Consider the following 16,976-nt stretch of genomic DNA (forward strand, 5'->3'; position numbering starts at 1 on the left):
GACTACTTATACTAATTTAGGGTAGATTTTGCGTATGTAGTCGTATGAACTACACCTCGCTCATCACTCAATCCGCTGAAGAATTGTTGCAACTCGAAAAGCAGCAACCTAAAGCCAAACTCAGAGACCGGCTTCGCTTGCTGCGCTTGTTGAAAGACAGCTCAGCCAAGACCCAACAACAAGCGGGTCATTTGATTGACCTTCGAGAACGCCAAAACCTATAGCGCAACTATCGCCAAACCGGACTCGATGGATTGCTCAGCTACAACAATCATGGCACTGTCGGCTATTTGACCTACTCCCAGATTAGTCAACTCCGTCACTTTGTTGATACCGATCAGGCCGCAACCTTGGCCCAGATTCAAACCTTTCTGACCGATAGTTTTGGGATACACTAGTCAGTCGGTGGATTGAGTCTGCTCTGCCAGCGGCTGAAACTCAAAGCTAAAACGGGGCGGCCCACCAATATGCGTCGGGATCAAGCAGGGGCGGAAGCCTTTAAAAAACTTCAGTCAATACGTAGCTGACTTTGGAGAGTCCGTTCTGTTCGAGCCGGGCCGCCGGACGGATGAACTGCGCTTTGGTACCCGTACGGATTTGAAACGACGCTGGATTACCAGTGGGCATCGGCCCTACGCTCCGGTTCGTGTCGATTATGAATTTGGCTATCTCTATCTAGCCGTATATCTTAGTTGGTAAGCGGTTCTGACTAAATGTAAAGCTGGAAAAGCCAAGTAAGCACAGCAGAGCCAGAGTGATTGTTTTCACAAAACCGTTGTATTAGTAAGCGTTATATTAGTTGATAAGCTATTTTTAAGGCTGCTTTACTCGCAATTGATAGACTCAATCTACGGATATTTCATTAACATAATAGAAGGCTTTCGTATCCCGCCCGGCGTCCGCCCTTTCCAAAGGACAATCCGCCCTGTTTTCAGAGTTTGTCTATAGGGGTCAATTTTGGAAAAATCGATTAACACTAGAAGTCTTACATAGCTCGGCTTGAAAAAATACAATTATCTGGAAAGTAAAAAGACAGAGTTTGCCAAGTAACCCTTTTTATCTATTCTCTCAAAATGCTACCATTAGGGCATTCATAGGTATGCATCCCCTAGTGGTAGCATTTTGTTTGTCTGGTTTTATGTACACCTATATACGCCCGTCAATTGGTGGACAGAGTTGCTAACAACAAGCCAATAGCCAGTCTAACTTTGATCCAGAAATTGTGTTTTACTGATAAGATAAAAATAAGGGTATCCTTCCCTCCCCTTTTCAAGAATTTGTACTTTTTGCAGTGTCCGTTCATAAAAGGCAACCATTACGTCAACGCTTTCAGGCACTAATGGCTAGAGTCAGACTATTTCTCTAATCAATGAATATCGTCCATTTGGCCAAACCATTTCGTGAACGCTTTTAGGCATCGTAACTGAACGTTATGCTATCACTACAGGTCATGATAAGCCATGATAAGCGTCCATTTGGCCAAGCCTTTTACTGGACGATTTAAGATTTGACCCATCTTTTAAACGCCCGATTGGGAAGGCATTCTTTGACAATTAAAGGCCAAGGCAACGGCTGACTCGAAGTTCTGCCAAATGCGTATGCTAATGGTCGCAATCGTTGATCACGAATACAGTCAGAAGGTCACATCAATCAACCAACTTATTCTATACGTACTACTGGTTTTTCAATTCCAGGATCGTCTGTTTGTTGGTTCTACTTTCTAACGGTCAAAATCCCTTCTTTTTACCGGAATACCGTCTGTTTGTACCGCGTCTTACAGGCCTTATGTCCATAGCTTTGTTCTGACAAAAACAGGAATTATAGTTTAGTTAAATTCCTGAATTACAATTCTGTACGCCTGTCATTTCAACCAAAATTAAGCGATGGTCAGCTCATTCAATCTAAAACCATCCTAACTGTCGATACTGCCCGAACTGTATCAATACGTACTATCAAGAATAATCATTCATAACCATGAAGACAACTAACCGCGCCATTTTCGGCGCACTATTCAGTATTATCATGACACTTTCAACAACCGAAAATGTTTCGGCTCAGGCATCAGCCACCGGCGTAAAAAATGTAGTACTTGTTCACGGCACATGGGCCGATGGCTCAAGCTGGGCTAAGGTAATTCCATTGCTTGAAGCTAAGGGACTTAACGTCATTGCGGTACAAAACCCACTTACCTCCTTGGGAGACGATGTGGCGGCTACCAAACGAGCGATCGAGTTAATGAATGGCCCCGTTTTACTGGTGGGTCATTCCTGGGGAGGGGTGGTCATTACCGAAGCGGGTAACCATGATAAGGTAACCGGGCTTGTTTATGTAGCCGCAGCTGCGCCTGATGAAGGTCAATCGTTCCTGGAACTGGTACAGACAGCGGCATCCACACCAGGCAACGATGAAATTAAACCGGATGCCTATGGCTTTGTCAGTATGTCGCCCAAAGGGATTAATGAAGATTTTGCACAGGATTTACCTGAATCAGAACGAAAGTTACTGATAGCGACTCAGGGACCACAAGCGTTCACAGCCTTGAAAGAAAAAATCACCAAAGCCGCCTGGAAAAGCAAGCCTTCTTGGTACGTAGTAGCCGCGAATGACCGTATGATTAATCCGGATCTGGAACGGACGCTGGCTAAGAAACTCAAGGCTACTACCCTTGAATTGAAATCCAGCCACGTTGCCATGCTGGCTCAACCGGAAAAAGTAGCAGCGTTCATTTTGGAAGCCGCTAAAAAGGTAAAGTCAATGTAAATAATGACAAGACTCCCACTCTTGGACTGGACTGAATTAGGTTGAGCGTGGGAGCTCTGGTTTTTGAAAAAGAGTACACTCAGGTCGCAGGGATCCAGTTGATCGTTTACGAATAATCCGCTCATTGATTACTGGAATAGACTATGTACCAAAAGCAAACGACTATTTTACTGACTGATGACGACCGCCCCGGCGGACCGTGACGATGATCGTTATTTCCTTCGTCGGGTTATGGAGAGTATCATTGGGGATTCGGAAATTCTGGAGGCTAAAAATGGTGAAGAAGCACTAGATCTACTAGGAAGACATCTCATTCAACTGGTCATCATGGATATGAACATGCCAGGATTAAGTGGTCTGGAAACCCTGGCCTTTATTCGATCACAAAATCAGCCGTTTTCTATTCCTGTCGTCATGCTCTCCACCAGTGACCAGCCAGATTTAATCGCATTAGCTTATGCGAAAGGCATAAACTCCTTTATCAAAAAACCCGTGCGAGTAGGCGAATATGATCAGATTGCCTCGGCAATCAAAGTCTGTTTTCTTTCTCTCCCATTGGCCTGAACACTGAGGTATGAATGAGAAGCTATTTGTTTCTAAATCAGCATAAAAGCCAGTCGACAACGTAATTTCATCAGTACACATAAATAACGACAATTCACTAACCAGGTATGGACAACCGCATTTTAGGTCTTCATCATATCACGGCAATTGCCAACAACGCTCAACGCAATTACGATTTTTATACTCATGTGCTGGGATTGAGGATGGTTAAAAAGACTGTCAACTTCGATGATCCTAGTACGTATCATTTTTACTATGGCAACGAAAACGGAACGCCCGGTACCATCCTTACTTTTTTCCCCTGGGAGGGAATTGGGCCCGGTAAAAACGGCGTGGGTATGGCGACTGAAATCGGCTATTCCGTACCCATCGGAAGTCTGGATAACTGGGCTGGACGATTTAAAGAGTTTGGCGTAACTACTAGTGAACAAGCGGAGCGGTTTGGTGAAACGTATTTGCCTTTTACTGACCCGGATGGGCTGTCAATTGCCCTGATTCAGCATTTGGACGAACGACCCGCCTGGGAAACGGAGGACATCAAACAGGACATGGCCACTCAGGGGTTTCATAGTGTTACGTTGAGCCTGCATAAAATTGAGGCAACCGCCCGCGTGCTGACCGATATTTTTGGTTATACCCTACAAGCCCAGGAAGGCAACCGTTACCGATTCATTACGGATGCAATTCCGACAGCCTCAATTGTTGATTTGCTGGAAGAACCAGCCGGTTCAATAGGCAAGAATGCCGCCGGAACAAATCATCATGTTGCCTTCCGGGTCGCAAATGAAACCATCCAGATGGAATTTCGGGAGAAGATTTTGAGCAAGGGGTTACAGATAACCCCCAAGATTGACCGGGATTATTTCTTCTCGCTCTATTTCCGCGAGCCTGGTGGCGTCCTGTTTGAAATTGCCACCGATAATCCCGGCTTTACAGTCGACGAGCCCCTGCAGGAACTAGGCAGTCATCTGAAACTCCCCAAGCAGTACGAATCCTCCCGGACACGTATTGAAAAAACACTTCCTGCATTGGCTTCACAATAAGCAAAGAAATTTTTAACACCTATAAAACCTGTAGCCAGGCTTGAGGCTGGCCCATGACAGCTAAGGAAGGTAATCTATTATACGTTGCTGCCTGGTACAGCAACGTATTGGAATTTTCGAATCGTCTGGCTGAGTTTCTAGCTGAACGAATCTAATGGTTCATGCCAAATAACGTCTGCAGAATTACTTTAAAACCACACAAACGGTAATCCATTCAGTTTCCAAATTCAATTATCTAAAATCCATCATTCATGAAAACAAGTATTGGCATTTCGCCCGGAAATCGTGAAGTCGTTGCCCATGAGCTGGCTAAGTTACTAGCCGATGAGTTTGTTCTTTATACGAAAACACTGAATGCCCACTGGAATCTGGAAGGCATGGACTTTCATTCGGTGCACCTTTACTTTGAGGACTTGTACAATCAATCGGCAGCGATCGTTGATGACGTAGCCGAACGTATCCGTCAGTTAGGTCATTATGCCCCGGCTACGCTAAAAAACTTTCTGCAACTAACCCACCTGACCGAGCAGGACGAAGATAACAATGATAGCCGCAGCCTGATCAGGAAATTGTTGAGTGACCACGAGAGTATCATCGAATTTATTCGAGGGAACATTGACGAATTTGCTGATGCTCACAACGATGCCGGTACGAGCGATTACATCACCGGCTTAATGGAGAAACACGAAAAAATTGCCTGGATGTTACGAGCGCATCTAAAATAGGCAGTATTTAAAACTATGTAATCGAGCAAATAAACATGGAACCAGGCGTTATTAAGACCAAGTCATTTGACCCGAGTTCGTACTTGGTCGTTCCGGCTAAAACGTTTGAAGATCTACGAATTAGCGATGTGTTTCGTGCACCGAGCCGTACCTTAACGGATGCCCATGCATCGGCCTTTCAAACAGTTTCCTGCGACAATCATCCGGTTCATTACGATGTCGAATGGGCGCGCAGACATGGGCATACCGCACCGGTTGTCCACGGGCTGCAAGTGCTGGCCTTTACGGCCCCGGGTGCGACTTTGTTTCCGCACTATATCGGTGACGTGTTTATCAGTTTTAGTGAGGTATCCTGCCAGTTTTTGAAAGAAGTCCATTCTGGAGATACCTTATATTCCTCTCTGGAAATTACAGATCTCATTCCCCAAGGTGCGACTGGCTTAGTTGTAACGGCCGCAACAGTTCATAATCAGCGAGGTGAGCTTGTACTGTCTGGACAACATAAGTACTTACTACGTACCCAAAACGTATAGTATATTGGGAATGGAGGCACATCCCATACTATACCTGAATAGTGTTTCACCAAAAAAGATTCTGTTGGCTCTACTGGGCCCAATAGAATCTTTTTTTTGTCATTAGCATGTTAGGAAAAACTGTACTGGCGACCCCAAGCAATTAAACGGCAAGAGAACTGGTAATCTCAATCTAAAATAAGATCGAATCGGCTCCTTACATGTAATGAACAATGAAACAAAAACTCCAAAGCCTACCTCCAAATAGTATGGACTCTCCAGTTTATTTGGATATAGCCTTTAAAATTACCTAGTACATATATAATTGATAATCAATAATATACATTATTTCGCTACCTATACTTGAGTAACATATAGACTGGCACTTTATTGGCAATGTAGTTCGTAGTAGTTGATTCACTATAGATCCATCTCGAACACTTCCCATTATGAAACGTAGCATCCAGCATGAACTCCTGACTATTCAAGTCGTTGAAACAAGCCAATGGACTTACCCAATTCATGACCATAATCACTTTGAACTAATCCTGATTCGAACCGGCAGTGGGCAACACATAATTAACGGAAACCGATTTACCTACCAGGCTGGAGATGTGTTCTTACTGGGGCCTTTAGACAACCATTATTTTGTGGTTGATAGAATAACCTGCTTTTGCTCACTCTCCTTCACCGAACTGTATATGAGGGGACTAATGACACCAGGAACAGATTGCTGGCCACAAATTACAGAAAGAGGACAGACGGCAAGCCAGCAACTCGCGGGAAGTCTCATTGCAGACCGTATCGAGCAACAAAATCTAAATGCGCTTGTCGGGATAGTTTTAACGGAACAGAATAACCACCGACCACTGGTTTCTAACCAAATCGTTGAAGCACTAATGAAAACGATTCTGAGTTTACTTGATCGTCAGCTCAGTCAGCATCAGCGGTTAAGTTCAACGAACGTTAGTTCTTCATCGCTGATGCAACGAATTGGTGTGTATATCTGCCATTATATTACCATGCCAGAGCACCTGCGCATGGAAAAAATGGCTGATGTGTTCAATTATTCCCAAAGCCATTTGGCCGCCCTGTTTAAACAACAGGCCGGGGAATCCATCAGTCAGTACATTATCCGGTATAAGCTTCAACTGGTTGAAACACGGTTGCGATTGAGTGGTATGAGTATCTCGCAGATAGCTGACGAATTTGGCTTCACTGATATCTGCCATCTTAACAAGTTATTCAAACGGTATTACCAAACGACGCCCACAGAGTACCGGCGAAGCTTACTCGTTCCTAACCGGGTCAGAAATACATATTTACAATCTTCATTCAATTTATCACCACAGCTTACCCATTCATAAAGTAAAGATCAGTTTATGGTCATGCTAGTGTTAGCTACTCAACTTGAGTGTAAACAGCATTTTGCTTATCGTACGCGTATTCTCACTGATCTACTTCATTCCTATTTTTATGAATGCTATTTTCGACACTTTTCCCGTCTCAACCGATTCTGTTACAGGGGCAGTAGAGCTCGTTGAATATGGTGATGCCTTATGCTATGGAAGCCAACATATTAGAAAAGCTATCTGCAATATACTCGACCAATTTCAAGGTCAACCGTTTACGTATTCGTACCGCCATTATCCCAATCCAGCAAATGATCAATCATTACTAGCCGCCATGGCTACCGAGGCAGCCAAGCGTCAAGGGAAATTCTGGTTAATGCATAACGCTCTATTTATTCAACCGCTTATCAATTGCTCTGTTCTGGCCGCTCTGGCCTCAGCCTTAGAGCTGGATCTATCCCGGTTCCTGCATGATTTGGTGGACGATAGCTTATACGATCTAATTAAAACGGATTGGCGAATAGGCTATCAGTTAGGAGTCCGCTACCCACCCACTCTGTTTATTGGCGGCCAATTATTTCATGGTAAACCAACTCAGGCTCGCTTGGCACCAATTGTTCAGTCTCATTTAAGCCATTTCAGGCTATCCGTTTTAAATACAGTCGATCAAAAGAGCGGAGTGGTGCATTGGGGCGGGAATGAATTTGGTTGAAAATACATCTCAACAAATTGATTCCTATTCATTGAGAAGACGACTCCTGTATTACCTGATAGCTACATTTGATAAACCAATTTTTCTTCAGTAAACGTAAGACTGATCTGCACCCCATTCATCTGGTTGATTTGCAGCTTTCCACCAAGTTGTTTGCTGAGCCCCCGAATCAGGCTCATGCCCAGCGTGCGACTTCGGTTCGGGTTTAAATCAGGAGGAAAACCCACGCCATCATCACTGATTGTGAGCTTGTATGTTTGTTGGCCCACTACCGTAAGTTCAATAGAGATACTTCCTGTTTGATCGGACGGGAAAGCGTACTTTAGCGAATTGGTAACGACTTCATTTAGAATAAGCCCCAATGGCACCGCCAGAATGACATCAATATTAACAGGCGTAATGGCCATTTTTTTGATGACGGTATCCTGTCGGGCAAACGTAGCAAGCAAATAATCGACGATTTCCTCGATGTACTCCGCCATTGGAATCGTAGCTATTCGGTCCGATTGGTAGAGTTTCTGATGGATTAACGCCATAACGTGCACCCGGTTCTGACTCTCCTGAATCGCAGAAAGAGCAGCTTTATCTTTCAAATACACACCCTGAGAATTGAGTAAGCTAGTGATAATCTGGAGGTTATTTTTGACTCGGTGATGAATCTCTTTGAGCATCCACTCTTTTTCTTCCAGCAGGCCTTCCTTTTCATCCAGCAGATTATCTTTCTCGTTCAGAATAGACTGAAGCGTTTCATTTTTCTGATTGATTTCAAGCTGTTTGGCTTCCAGCAGTTTATTGCTACGTTGTTTTAATCGGTACTGATTATAACTGACTCCTAGCAAACCTAATAATAAAAAGGTCCCCGCTAATATGCTATTGCGCGTTGTTTTTGCTTGGTCCAGTTCATGCTGCTGACGCTGTATCTGCTGCACTTTTTGGGCCGTAGCATAGCGCACTTCTACTTCAGCGAGTTGCCTCGTTTTTGCTACATTAAAAATGCTGTCATTCAACATTTTATGCAGCCTGAAATGGTTGATGGCCGACAAATAATTTCCCTCCGTAGAGTCCACTTTATAGAGCATAAGATGAACATCCTTTATCGTTGACAAAGAGTTTTTCAACGGGAAATAGCTCAGCGACTTTCGAAGGTAGAAACCGGCAATTTTGTACTTGTTGCGCTTTAGATAAAACTGGCCAACATCCACCTGCACTTTTTGTGACATCTCGAAATCCCCACCCGACCGATTATACCAGTCAACGGCTTCCAGATAGTATTTTTCTGCCAGAAAATAATTTTTCAAATTATCATAACAGCACGCTAATGCCTGCGCAACGCAGCCTTTTTGAATATTGTTAATGGGCTTGATTTCGCGGACGAGGTCTGCGATTAAACGAAGCCCTTCTTTTGATTTGTGATGCGCTACTAAATCCTGAACAACGTGGTAAGCGGCATTGTACAATGAAAAGTTAGGTAGCTTTTCATAACGCCATTGCTGGAGTGTTTTTTTATACCAATAGTTACTTTCATTCGGCTTATTTAAATCCCCGTATATTTCTGCGACAGTGCCATAAAAAGTAGCTGCCGACAGCGTGTCCTGTGTCTGGTTCATGCTCCCCAGGCACTGTAGGGCATAATACAGCGCTTTATCGTAATTTCCTTTTAACCGATTTACACTGGCTAAACTGCTATAGATATAGTGTAATCTGGGGTACTTTACCGCTTTGTATCGGTTCAATACGTTAAGAAAATTTTCTTCTGCCAGGTCCAGATGACCAAGATCCTCATGGAGGGAGGCAATCTGTTCGGCCATCTGAATTTCTTTTTCCTGCCTGTTCAGTTCTTTGTAGAGTGTTTCAGCCTGATTATAGTACGAAAAAGCAGCCGGGTAATCGTTAACGATATAGCGTAAACAGGTGGCGAATCGATAGTTAGCATCGGCTTCCGTTTCTTTATCTCCTGTTCGCCGACAGTCGTCAATCAGTTTGGTGAAATGTTCCTTTCCCATTTGAACATTGCCCCCTTCTATGTACGCTACGCTCAGCAAACTTTCCACGTTGTGCTGCGCTTTTGGCAAATGCAATTTTTTGCCTAAATCGTTAGCCTCGTTCAAGTAGGTGATTGCACTGTCTAAATCCGTTTTGACCTCGCCAGCTTTGTAGATATGAAACTTACCAAGTTCAATCAAGGCAGTAAGCCGGGATGTATCAGCCGTACTTTTCTCCAGCCTGACCATTAGTTGATTGGCCATCTTTCGGGTAATATTTTGACCCGAAGTGAGTGAAGGCAGTACTAGTTGACAGGCAATCCAAAGTAAACCTGGCCAACCAGTTTTTGCTGAATATCCGCCCGCCAATTTATTCACTCGTTGAAAAAGGAGTATCCAGGTAGACATCAATCTTGTTCGTTTCAAAAGTTATGCACTAATCAAAGCTGGCTGAACTACCTTTTCGGCCGTAAATGTCAGACTAATCTGGACCCCATTTAGCTGATTGATTTGCAGTTCGCCACCCAGTTGTTTGCTAAGCCCCCGTATGAGGCTCATGCCCAGCGTGCGACTTCGATTTGGATTCAGATTAGTTGGCAGTCCAATGCCATCATCGCTGATCAACAGCCAGTAGTCCTGGTAATCAAGCCGTTTGAGTTCAATTTGAATGTTGCCACTTCGCCCCGAAGGAAATGCATATTTCAGTGAGTTCGTAATAGCTTCATTAATGATAAGGCCAAGGGGAACAGCCAGCGTAACATCCAGGTCGACCGGCGAAACGTCAATCTGCTTATTGATACTTGCTCTTATATCAAATGTACCCATCAGGTAGTCAACGATTTCGGCGATATATTCGGCCATTGGTATACTGGACAACCGGTTTGATTGATACAGTTTCTGGTGGATGAGGGCCATGGCATGAACCCGATTCTGACTTTCCCGAATAGCCGCCAGCGCTGCCTGATCTTTAAGGTAAGTGGATTGGGAGTGAAGCAAGCTGGTGATGATTTGCAGGTTGTTTTTCACCCGGTGGTGAATCTCCCGAAGCATCCATTCACGTTCCCGGAGTAACTGTTCCTGATCAATGACAGCTTTTTGAAGGGATTCATTTTTCTGATTAATCTCAATCTGTTTGGCTTCCAATAGTTTGTTACTACGTTGTTTAAGATTATAGCGATTGACGCTTAGTCCTAATAATAATAATAGCAAGATCGTACCGACAACAATACTATTTCGAGTCATAAGCGCCTGTTGTAACTTCGTTTGTTGTACTAAGCTTTGCTCCGTTAATAATTGAATATTCTGTTGACTTAGTTTTAAATTCTGATCTTTCTTTTCACTTTCAAACTCAATTTCTAACTGCGCGATCTGTCGGCTTTTTGTGGTATTTAACAAGGAGTCCTGCAAGGCTTTATAGCGCTGGTAATGCTGAATAGCGGAGAAGTAATTGGCCCGGGTCGAATCCAGTCTGAACCATTGTAAATGATTTTTAGCCAGCGCCATGATCGATCCATTCAACTGGCATCGCGACTCATTTAGGGCCAGATAGCGACGGGCCTGCTGAAACTGACCGCTCTTGATCAAGAAGTTGATAACGGCTTGATAAATCCGGGCACGCCCTAAACTTCCTATTCCCCTTTTGGCCAGTAAATCCAATGCCTGACCACAGTACGCCTGAGCTTGTTTAAACTGATTTAACTCGGTATAAATCGAAACAAAACGAAAGTCGACTAGCAGCTGACTTTCCGCTGATGTTGGTGGATACTGTCGAGACTTTTGCTGTAAATAGCGAAGAGCTTCCCAAGGCTTATGCTGTTGAAGTAACAAATCGGACAGGTTGCCCACCAGGTGGAGGATATAGGCATTATTAGCATGCTTTAACGCGATGGCCAGCGATTTCTGAAAATAGATTTTTGCCTGTTTAAACTGGCCTAGTCCATAATAGGTGAGCCCAACCCGGTTGTAAATGGTACAAATTGACAGCGAACTGTCTTTACCTGCTTCAGCGGCTCTAACGGCCATCAGGCCAAAGGCAAGGCCTTCTTTATAATCACCAAGCTTGGTTGATACAAAGCCGAGCAGATCATACACCATCGCTAAATCGGTGTGGCCAATGGCTCGGAATAACGCAAGGGCACTCTGCAACTCAGTCAGGGCTAGCGCATAATTTTCCTGTATCTGATGAAGATCAGACAGTTCCTTATACATATCGGCCTGTTTCACTCTATCATCCGCCTGTATAAAATAGCCAAGTGCTTTCTCGTAGTAGTGAATCTTTTTGGGTAACTCCTCCCCTTCCAGCGTATAAAAACGGGCTTGATTCATGTACACATAACCAAGCTGCTTCCCTTGGTTATGTCTGAGGAAAAAATCGATTGCCTGCTTGGCATAATTTCTGGCCTTTAGCGTGTCTCCTTTTTCCAGCCAGATTAGGAACGAGGTATACGAAGCTTCGCCCATCCCGCCCTGATAATGCAATGACTGACTCAGCTTATTGGCCTGTTGACTCATCTGGAGAGCTGTGTCTAAATCATGCGCTTCTTCTCCTGGTTTTAGAACGTAGCACTGACTTAGTTGTAACAGTACGTTCACCCGATTGGTATCCGGTTTACTAACGGTCAACACCCGTTGTAAACTGTCAATCTGGGAGGCAGACCATTGGGCTTTAGTAGATATGGTTAAGAGCATCCCTAGCGCCAGGAAAATGTACTGCTTCATAGGCATTAATAAGCGACTAATTCATGTCTGACGAGTTGCTTGGCGGCTGAACGGAAAGGACTTTTCGAATCCCCAGTTTTTCCATCCGATACTCGAGTGTAGTAGGTTTCAAGTTCATTAATTCAGCGGCTCCACCACTTCCCCGAATTCGCCCATTTGTTTGTTTAAGAATTGCCAGGATGTATTCCCGTTCCGTTTCCTGCTGAATCTGTTTAACATCCTGTAAATCCTTTGGCGTTGAATTCCCCAATTTAAAACTGGTATCAGGTTGAATCATGATCTCTGACATCGTCATAGAGAATAAGCTATTGATCAATGGGCGACCCAGCGTTAGCGGTGATTGACCGTCATTAATAATGACAGCCTGTTCAATCACATTTTCTAATTCCCGGATATTACCTGGCCAACTGTAATTGATTAGCTCATTCAATACCGCTTCGCTAATCCCATGAAAGGGTTTTCCTAATTTGCGGGCCGATCGTTGGGCGAAAAATTGGGCCAAGAGGGGTATATCGCCAGGTCGTTCCCGTAAGGTTGGCAAGGTGATGGGAAACGTAGCTAATCGAAAATACAGATCCATCCGAAAACGCCCTTCGGCTACCTCTTTTTCCAGATGTCGGTTGGTGGCAGCCACAATGCGCACATCCGTTTTAATGAGCGTTTTGCCACCGACTCGCTCGATCTCCTTTTCCTGGAGTACGCGCAGGAGTTTAGCTTGTAATTCGAGGGGCATCTCTCCTACTTCATCCAGAAAAATAGTGCCGCCCTGCGCCAGTTCAAACTTACCGATCCGTTTCTCAAAAGCACCCGTAAAAGCGCCTTTTTCGTGACCAAAAAGTTCCGATTCAATCAGGTTTGCCGGTAGTGTCGCACAGTTGATTTTTACCAAGATTTTGTCTTTCCGTGATGATAGATTATGAAGCGCCCGGGCTATAAGCTCTTTTCCAGTGCCACTCTCGCCTAATATAAGCACCGTCGTATCGGTATTGGCTACCTGAGTAACCTGGTCAAAAACACGTAACAGGCGTTGGCTTCGACCAATGATTTCCTCAAAATTGGCCAATGTTTTTACCTCTTCCTGCAAATAGTTGTTTTCCCGTTTTAGCTGCTCACTCAGTCGGGCAACTTCCTCAAAGGCAAGAACCCGCTCCAGCATTAATACAATCGGTTGTTCTAGCCGCTCCAATAACCGAAGATGTCTGGAATGATAGGTATCAGGCTTACGACTCAGAAAAGAAATAGAGAACTTATCCGCTACCCCCACGGTAAAGGGCATTACTAAGGCCGATTCAAGTCGGAACGCTTTGGCCAGCATCTGTCCAAGGCGATTCTGTTTGCAGAAAATACTAAACGTATCCTCCGTATAGCGCACTGGGCCTACAGGCACTTGTTCATCCTGAAACTGGAGCAGTTGCTCAACTGTCGTGTTCGTCATCTGCTGGAGATCAGTCAAACTAATGGTTTGATACTCCTCAAAGCCGACTCGGTAGTAATTGAAACACTGCGTTGTGCCTTTCTTTTGGTATTGAATCGATAAAAAATCGAACGGCACTTGCGACTGAAGAACCATCGCTGCGTTCAGTAGCCTTTGCTCCCAACTTCCGGGAGCCGACAGCGCATCGGTCAGGGCAATCTGAAGCGCTTTTTCTTCCCGAAGTTTGATTTCAACACTATGCGCATGCCGGTATCGACTGATTTCCAGGGTAGTAAGAATATCTTTTTCCCGAAATGGCTTAACTATATAGCCAATCGGCTGCGTAGCTTTTACCGCTTCCAGTACGCTTTTATTGTCGTTGGCAGATATATAGATAAACGGAATGCTGAGTTCTTCCAGTTGTTTCGCCAGGTCTATGCCCGTTTCTTTTCCCTTCAGGTAAATATCAAGCAATACGATATCGGGCTTTTGCTGGGCCATAATCGCTAAGGCTTCATCAACGGAGTCGGCAACGCCAATGACCGGATAGCCTGCTTCATCCAGAATAAGCTCCAGATCATTTGCGATAATGTATTCATCTTCAACAATTAAAATCTTGCAGGCCGAAGTTAGAGAAAGAGGAGGGTTGACTGGTGATTGCATAGTCCGAAATGAGTTAGAGGATAGCATTGACCGCGTTTTCATTTGCTTACAAGAAGTATTCCCATTCAAGCTTTGGGTTAGCGCAAGCAGTATAAAACTAGCTCCTTTATGAAGGATAACGACTCAAAACAAGGATAAATAATATAATAGTCGAGTAAAAACCAACGATAACTTAGCCGTACCTGGCGCTGTATCGCCTTCTTTCCCCGTCACTGTCTACGGAAACTATAGACAACTCCAGTTTTTTTGGAGAACTCCAGATTAAAAACTACTACTGATCGATCACTAAAAATCGATCACGGCAAATTATCGATTGACACTGAGGAATTTGAATCGATGTATAGGATCAAATTCCTGGTTTACGAATAGCTCAAAGGCTGGCACTCACCTTGCTAGGGAGTATGGATATACAGTTCACCTTAGTATGCTTATGGCCAATCCCAAGCCAATTATCGAGGTTGTTTATGGTGTTTTTGCCGATAACAATTTAAGTCGGATACTGCCTGTACTGGATGAGAAAATCGTACTTTATAGTTCTGAGTATGGACCTGCCGGTCTTGAATACCACGGTAGAAGCGGTTTCATAACAATGATGTCAAGGCTATACGCAATTTGTGAGAACCTCAGCGTGAACTCTCTTGTCTATTACAGCCCTGATGACGATCAATTGCAGGATACCATCATTACAACCGGCTTTTTTAAAGGTAAACTTCTGATAGATAACGAACTAGCCGTTTTGCCTTTTGTGCATTACTGGCAACTAAAAGATAATCGAGTGCTTAGGCTAAGGGCGTTCAGTTGGGATTCCGCTAAGCTGCTCAATCGGTTGCAACAGGCGAATATAGGGCCAAATCTTCCGTCAAACGGGCATCATAATGCTGGTAACGGTACCCAATAAAACGTAGCGCCTAATTACAACAAGCATGCATCCACTTGAAACGGTTCTTCTGTTACTGATTTTTGTCATTGGGCTGGCCCTGATTGCCCGGCGGCTCAATCTGGTCTTCCCGATCGTACTAACGGTAGGTGGCCTGGTCATTGGCTTTATTCCGGGTTTGCCAAATGTCGGCTTGGATTCGTCGGTTGTGCTCCTTGTCTTTTTACCACCTATTCTTTATAGCGCAGCCTGGTATACGAACTGGAGCGACTTTCGCCGGAATTTAGAACCCGTTGTCGTGCTCGCATTAGGTCTGGTAGTGGCTACCAGTATAGGTATCGCTTACATAGCTCAATCGTTTATTCCAGGCTTTACGCTAGCCACGGGCTTATTACTGGGAGCCATCGTCTCGCCTTCCGATGCTGTAGCGGCTACGGCGATCATGAAGACCCTGGCTGTACCTCGAAAAATTGTGGCCATTCTGGAAGGTGAGAGCCTGGTTAATGACGCGACGGCTTTAGTCATCTTTCAGCTGGCACTAGCGACCATGAATTCTGGGCGTTTTTCCTTAACTGACTCACTGCTAGATTTCGTCCGGTTAGCGGGGGGTGGTATTGGTGTAGGGCTGCTTATTGGCTACTTATCCTACTGGCTGCATAAACATGGCAATCTGGAATCCGCCCTGGAAACCGTGCTGACGTTTGTGACGGCCTACTCGGCTTACATAGCGGCCGAACAACTTCATTTAAGTGGAGTGCTCAGTGTAGTTACGGCAGGATTATTATTAGGCCATAAACAATCGAGGGTACATAGCCCCACTACGCGGATGCAGGCGGTTGCGGTTTGGGATTTTGTGGTTGTCTTGTTGAATGGGCTTATCTTTATTTTAATTGGGTTGCAATTGCCGCACGTTGTGGCCTCTATCAAAGGTCAGTCGCTGGGGCAACTCGTTTGGTTTGGCTTGCTTATTAGTTTGACCGCGGTTGCTATTCGCTTCCTGGGCATCTTTTTAGCCGATACGGTTTCTACCCAGGTACGAAAGGGTTGGCATCTTCCTCCCGTATTTCCTTCCTACAAACACACAACCTTGTTAGCCTATATCAGTATGCGGGGTATTGTCTCACTGGCGGCTGCCCTATCGATTCCAGAACGACTACCCAATGGCCTTCCCTGTCCGGGCCGAAATCTAATCCTGTTTATTACGTTTTGCGTGATTCTGTTTACGCTGGTTGGGCAGGGAAGTCTACTTCCTATGGTTATCCGGGCCTTACAATTTGGGCAGCAGTCTACCGACTATCTTTCCCGACGGGAAATACGCAAACGACTTTCCCAAAAAGCGCTGGCCGTGATTCATCGTGTAGTTAGTAAAGAAGGGCTTGTTGGAGACACAGTCCAGGAAATCATCGACCGGCATCAGGAGCGCGTGGATGACCTTGAACGGGGAGATTCTGAAAAGACGCTATCTCAACATCAACTCAGCCAGAAACTGACTCTATCATCTATACAGGCGCAACGGTCTGAGTTATTAACCTTACGCGACGCCCAACTGATTGATGTCGACTTGTTTCATGAATTGGAAAACGAACTGGATCGGGAAGAGATTCAATTGAAGGTCATCGATGCTTAGAAACTGCGGTTGTAATCCCTTCTTTTT

Annotated in this window: 15 protein-coding genes; 10 read left to right on the top strand and 5 right to left on the bottom strand. The window is 44.7% G+C overall.

Going from position 1 to position 16,976, the window contains the following annotated elements; translation table 11 throughout:
* Nucleotides 1–44: 44 nt before the first annotated feature.
* Nucleotides 45–224: a hypothetical protein gene (locus IC230_RS30480; protein WP_191042864.1), complete on the top strand. Its 180-nt coding sequence runs from the start codon at nt 45–47 to the stop codon at nt 222–224.
* On the opposite strand, the gene IC230_RS30485 is transcribed toward IC230_RS30480, so the two are convergent.
* Both IC230_RS30485 and IC230_RS34530 read right to left on the bottom strand, forming a co-directional pair.
* Nucleotides 219–395: a hypothetical protein gene (locus IC230_RS30485; RefSeq protein WP_191042865.1), complete on the bottom strand. Its 177-nt coding sequence runs from the start codon at nt 393–395 to the stop codon at nt 219–221. The two genes, IC230_RS30480 and IC230_RS30485, sit on opposite strands and share 6 nt — an antisense overlap.
* Nucleotides 396–498: 103 nt before the next feature.
* Nucleotides 499–627 (bottom strand): hypothetical protein, encoded by a 129-nt coding sequence (locus IC230_RS34530; RefSeq protein WP_262893196.1) that lies wholly within the window; start codon nt 625–627, stop codon nt 499–501.
* 1,347 nt (nt 628–1,974) lie between these two features.
* Between IC230_RS34530 and IC230_RS30490 the strand changes: the two genes are divergently transcribed.
* From IC230_RS30490 to IC230_RS30520, 7 genes are all read left to right on the top strand, one after another.
* Nucleotides 1,975–2,760: an alpha/beta fold hydrolase gene (locus tag IC230_RS30490; protein ID WP_191042866.1), complete on the top strand. Its 786-nt coding sequence runs from the start codon at nt 1,975–1,977 to the stop codon at nt 2,758–2,760.
* A 177-nt stretch (nt 2,761–2,937) separates the two neighbouring features.
* Nucleotides 2,938–3,324, top strand: a complete 387-nt coding sequence (locus tag IC230_RS30495; RefSeq protein WP_191042867.1) for a response regulator — start codon at nt 2,938–2,940, stop codon at nt 3,322–3,324.
* Nucleotides 3,325–3,431: 107 nt separating this feature from the next.
* Nucleotides 3,432–4,367, top strand: coding sequence for a ring-cleaving dioxygenase (locus tag IC230_RS30500; RefSeq protein WP_191042868.1), 936 nt, complete (start codon nt 3,432–3,434; stop codon nt 4,365–4,367).
* Nucleotides 4,368–4,618: 251 nt separating this feature from the next.
* Nucleotides 4,619–5,092, top strand: coding sequence for a Dps family protein (locus tag IC230_RS30505; protein WP_191042869.1), 474 nt, complete (start codon nt 4,619–4,621; stop codon nt 5,090–5,092).
* Nucleotides 5,093–5,127: 35 nt separating this feature from the next.
* Entirely contained in the window at nt 5,128–5,625 is a 498-nt protein-coding gene (locus tag IC230_RS30510) for a MaoC family dehydratase (protein ID WP_191042870.1), read from the top strand.
* 428 nt (nt 5,626–6,053) lie between these two features.
* On the top strand, nt 6,054–6,971 hold the full coding sequence (locus IC230_RS30515) for a helix-turn-helix transcriptional regulator (protein ID WP_191042871.1): 918 nt from the start codon (nt 6,054–6,056) through the stop codon (nt 6,969–6,971).
* 109 nt (nt 6,972–7,080) lie between these two features.
* Nucleotides 7,081–7,668 (top strand): DsbA family protein, encoded by a 588-nt coding sequence (locus tag IC230_RS30520; RefSeq protein ID WP_191042872.1) that lies wholly within the window; start codon nt 7,081–7,083, stop codon nt 7,666–7,668.
* A gap of 62 nt (nt 7,669–7,730) precedes the next feature.
* Here IC230_RS30520 and IC230_RS30525 read toward each other — a convergent pair whose 3' ends face one another.
* The 3 genes from IC230_RS30525 to IC230_RS30535 form a co-directional block, all read right to left on the bottom strand.
* Entirely contained in the window at nt 7,731–9,914 is a 2,184-nt protein-coding gene (locus tag IC230_RS30525) for a sensor histidine kinase (protein ID WP_191042873.1), read from the bottom strand.
* A 165-nt stretch (nt 9,915–10,079) separates the two neighbouring features.
* On the bottom strand, nt 10,080–12,368 hold the full coding sequence (locus IC230_RS30530) for a histidine kinase dimerization/phosphoacceptor domain -containing protein (protein ID WP_191042874.1): 2,289 nt from the start codon (nt 12,366–12,368) through the stop codon (nt 10,080–10,082).
* Nucleotides 12,369–12,384: 16 nt separating this feature from the next.
* Nucleotides 12,385–14,445 (bottom strand): sigma 54-interacting transcriptional regulator, encoded by a 2,061-nt coding sequence (locus IC230_RS30535; protein WP_223860956.1) that lies wholly within the window; start codon nt 14,443–14,445, stop codon nt 12,385–12,387.
* A gap of 430 nt (nt 14,446–14,875) precedes the next feature.
* Here IC230_RS30535 and IC230_RS30540 point away from each other — a divergent pair, with 430 nt between their 5' ends.
* Both IC230_RS30540 and IC230_RS30545 read left to right on the top strand, forming a co-directional pair.
* The gene (locus tag IC230_RS30540) at nt 14,876–15,343 is read left to right on the top strand and encodes a nuclear transport factor 2 family protein (RefSeq protein ID WP_191042875.1); all 468 of its coding nucleotides are present in this window, start codon (nt 14,876–14,878) and stop codon (nt 15,341–15,343) included.
* A gap of 25 nt (nt 15,344–15,368) precedes the next feature.
* Nucleotides 15,369–16,949 carry a Na+/H+ antiporter gene (locus tag IC230_RS30545; RefSeq protein ID WP_191042876.1) on the top strand — a complete coding sequence of 527 codons (1,581 nt, stop codon included), beginning with the start codon at nt 15,369–15,371 and terminating at the stop codon, nt 16,947–16,949.
* Nucleotides 16,950–16,976: the final 27 nt, after the last annotated feature.

Origin of the sequence: Spirosoma validum (assembly GCF_014699035.1) — a bacterium.
GTDB classification, from domain to species: Bacteria; Bacteroidota; Bacteroidia; order Cytophagales; family Spirosomataceae; genus Spirosoma; species Spirosoma validum.

Bases quoted from the DNA above. Each gene is read 5' to 3' on its own strand.
- IC230_RS30480 (WP_191042864.1), top strand. From the start codon at position 45: ATGAACTACACCTCGCTCATCACTCAATCCGCTGAAGAATTGTTGCAA.
- IC230_RS34530 (WP_262893196.1), bottom strand. From the start codon at position 627: ATGCCCACTGGTAATCCAGCGTCGTTTCAAATCCGTACGGGTACCAAA.
- IC230_RS30490 (WP_191042866.1), top strand. From the start codon at position 1,975: ATGAAGACAACTAACCGCGCCATTTTCGGCGCACTATTCAGTATTATC.
- IC230_RS30495 (WP_191042867.1), top strand. From the start codon at position 2,938: ATGACGACCGCCCCGGCGGACCGTGACGATGATCGTTATTTCCTTCGT.
- IC230_RS30500 (WP_191042868.1), top strand. From the start codon at position 3,432: ATGGACAACCGCATTTTAGGTCTTCATCATATCACGGCAATTGCCAAC.
- IC230_RS30505 (WP_191042869.1), top strand. From the start codon at position 4,619: ATGAAAACAAGTATTGGCATTTCGCCCGGAAATCGTGAAGTCGTTGCC.
- IC230_RS30510 (WP_191042870.1), top strand. From the start codon at position 5,128: ATGGAACCAGGCGTTATTAAGACCAAGTCATTTGACCCGAGTTCGTAC.
- IC230_RS30515 (WP_191042871.1), top strand. From the start codon at position 6,054: ATGAAACGTAGCATCCAGCATGAACTCCTGACTATTCAAGTCGTTGAA.
- IC230_RS30520 (WP_191042872.1), top strand. From the start codon at position 7,081: ATGAATGCTATTTTCGACACTTTTCCCGTCTCAACCGATTCTGTTACA.
- IC230_RS30525 (WP_191042873.1), bottom strand. From the start codon at position 9,914: ATGGCCAATCAACTAATGGTCAGGCTGGAGAAAAGTACGGCTGATACA.
- IC230_RS30530 (WP_191042874.1), bottom strand. From the start codon at position 12,368: ATGAAGCAGTACATTTTCCTGGCGCTAGGGATGCTCTTAACCATATCT.
- IC230_RS30535 (WP_223860956.1), bottom strand. From the start codon at position 14,445: ATGCAATCACCAGTCAACCCTCCTCTTTCTCTAACTTCGGCCTGCAAG.
- IC230_RS30540 (WP_191042875.1), top strand. From the start codon at position 14,876: ATGGCCAATCCCAAGCCAATTATCGAGGTTGTTTATGGTGTTTTTGCC.
- IC230_RS30545 (WP_191042876.1), top strand. From the start codon at position 15,369: ATGCATCCACTTGAAACGGTTCTTCTGTTACTGATTTTTGTCATTGGG.